This is a genomic window from Brumimicrobium mesophilum (genome assembly GCF_003025005.1).
Classification (GTDB): domain Bacteria; phylum Bacteroidota; class Bacteroidia; order Flavobacteriales_D; family Crocinitomicaceae; genus Brumimicrobium; species Brumimicrobium mesophilum.
Genome location: NZ_PVSS01000040.1, coordinates 1 through 2,046 on the forward strand (window position 1 = coordinate 1; position 2,046 = coordinate 2,046).

General features: G+C 36.4%; 2 protein-coding genes. Both read left to right on the plus strand.

Annotated elements, in window-relative coordinates:
- Nucleotides 1-130 precede the first annotated feature (130 nt).
- Nucleotides 131-328: a hypothetical protein gene (locus C6368_RS17700; protein WP_449374865.1), complete on the plus strand. Its 198-nt coding sequence runs from the start codon at nt 131-133 to the stop codon at nt 326-328.
- A gap of 448 nt (nt 329-776) precedes the next feature.
- On the plus strand, nt 777-2,046 hold a 1,270-nt coding region (locus C6368_RS16910; RefSeq protein ID WP_449374866.1), incomplete at its 3' end, for an Ig-like domain-containing protein.

The following is a 2,046-nucleotide window of genomic DNA, read 5'->3' on the forward strand; positions in this document are numbered from 1 at the left end:
AACAAACTACGCATCAGGTAACTGGACATTAGTTGTAGGAAATGCAAACGGATGTTTAAGTGCAAACTCTAATAGCCAAGCAATTAATCTTTACGCTAATCCAAATGCAATTGCTTCGAATGACGGACCAATTTGTAATGGTGGAACAGTTACTCTAACTGGTAACACTTCAGCAAACGGAACATACGAATGGTTTGATGCTAATTACTCAACGTTATTATCAACTGACCCAATTCATACAATAAACAACCTGACAGCAGGTACTTACACTTACAACTACATTTTAAATGTNAACTACACCTCAAGCACCAGTTATCACATCAAGTGAAACTGAATTGTGTGAAGGAGGAACGTTTACTTTAGGAACTTCATCGATTGCAGATAGTTACTCATGGACAGGACCAAACGGATTTACATCTAGTAGCCAATATCCACAAGTTTTAGCTGCTTCAAGCGCAACAGCAGGAACATATAATTTATCAGTAACGGTGAATGGATGTGTTTCTAATGTGGCTTCTATCGTAATCACAGTTAATCCTACTCCGACAACACCTGTTCTTAATGCATTAAGCAACGATATTTGTCAAGGTGATCTTATTGAATTGTCAACAAATGCAGTTGCCAATGATTATTTATGGATTGCATCAAGTGGAGATACTATCACAACACAAACTCCAAGTTTAACTGTGAATAGTGGAACAAACTACGCGTCAGGAAACTGGACATTAGTTGTAGGAAATTCAAATGGATGTTTGAGTAATAACTCGAATAATCAAATGATTAATATTTATGCTAATCCAAATGCAATTGCTTCGAATGACGGACCAATTTGTAATGGAGGAGATGTTACTTTAACTGGAAATACCGCTGCAAGTGGAACATATGAGTGGTTTGACGAGAATTACACAACGTTATTATCAACTGACCCAATTCATACGATTAATAACTTAAGTGCTGGAACTTACACTTACAACTACATTTTAAATGTGAATGGATGTGTTGACACAGCAACAACGGTAGTGACAATTTCTACAACTCTTCCGGCTCCAAATATTTCAGCTAGTGAGTTAGAATTATGTGAAGGAGGTGCCTTTAGTTTAGGGACATCAACTGTTGCAAATAGCTACATGTGGACAGGACCAAATGGATTTACTTCTACTAGTCAATTCCCACAAGTATTAACTGCATCAAGCGCCAATTCAGGAACATATAACTTATCAGTAATGATGAATGGTTGTGCTTCTGAAGAAGCTTCAATAAACATTACAGTTAATCCATTACCAACAACTCCTGTACTTAATGTATTGAGTAATGATGTTTGTCAGGGTGATGCAATGGTATTATCAACTAATGCAGTTGCAACTGAGTATTTATGGATTGCATCTAATGGAGATACTATTGTAACTCAAAGTCCAAGCTTAACAATTACGAATGGTGTAAACTATGCATCTAGTAACTGGAGTTTAGTTGTTGAGAATGCAAATGGTTGTTTAAGTAATAACTCAAACAATCAGGTGATTAATATTTATGCTAATCCAAACGCAATTGCTTCTAACAACGGACCAATTTGTAATGGTGGAGATGTTGTCTTAAGCGGGAACACTGCATCAAATGCAACATACGAATGGTTCGATAGTAATTATTCAACATTGCTTGCAACAAGTAATGTTCATACGATTACTAACTTGAGTGCAGGAACTTACACTTACCACTACATATTAAATGTGAATGGATGTGTTGATACGGCAACAACGGTTGTTACTATTTCGAATACTGCTCCAGCACCAAGTATCTCATCAACAGATGTGGATTTATGTGTAGGAGGTGTGTTCAACTTAGGAACATCAACTATAGCAAATAACTATATGTGGACAGGACCAAACGGATTTACATCAAGTAGTCAATATCCACAAGCAATTACTGGATCTAATGTTACTGCAGGAACCTATAACTTGTCAGTAATTACGAATGGTGGTTGTTTAAGTGAAGTTGCTTCGATAACAATTACAGTTAATCCACTTCCAACAACACCAGTACTTAATGTAT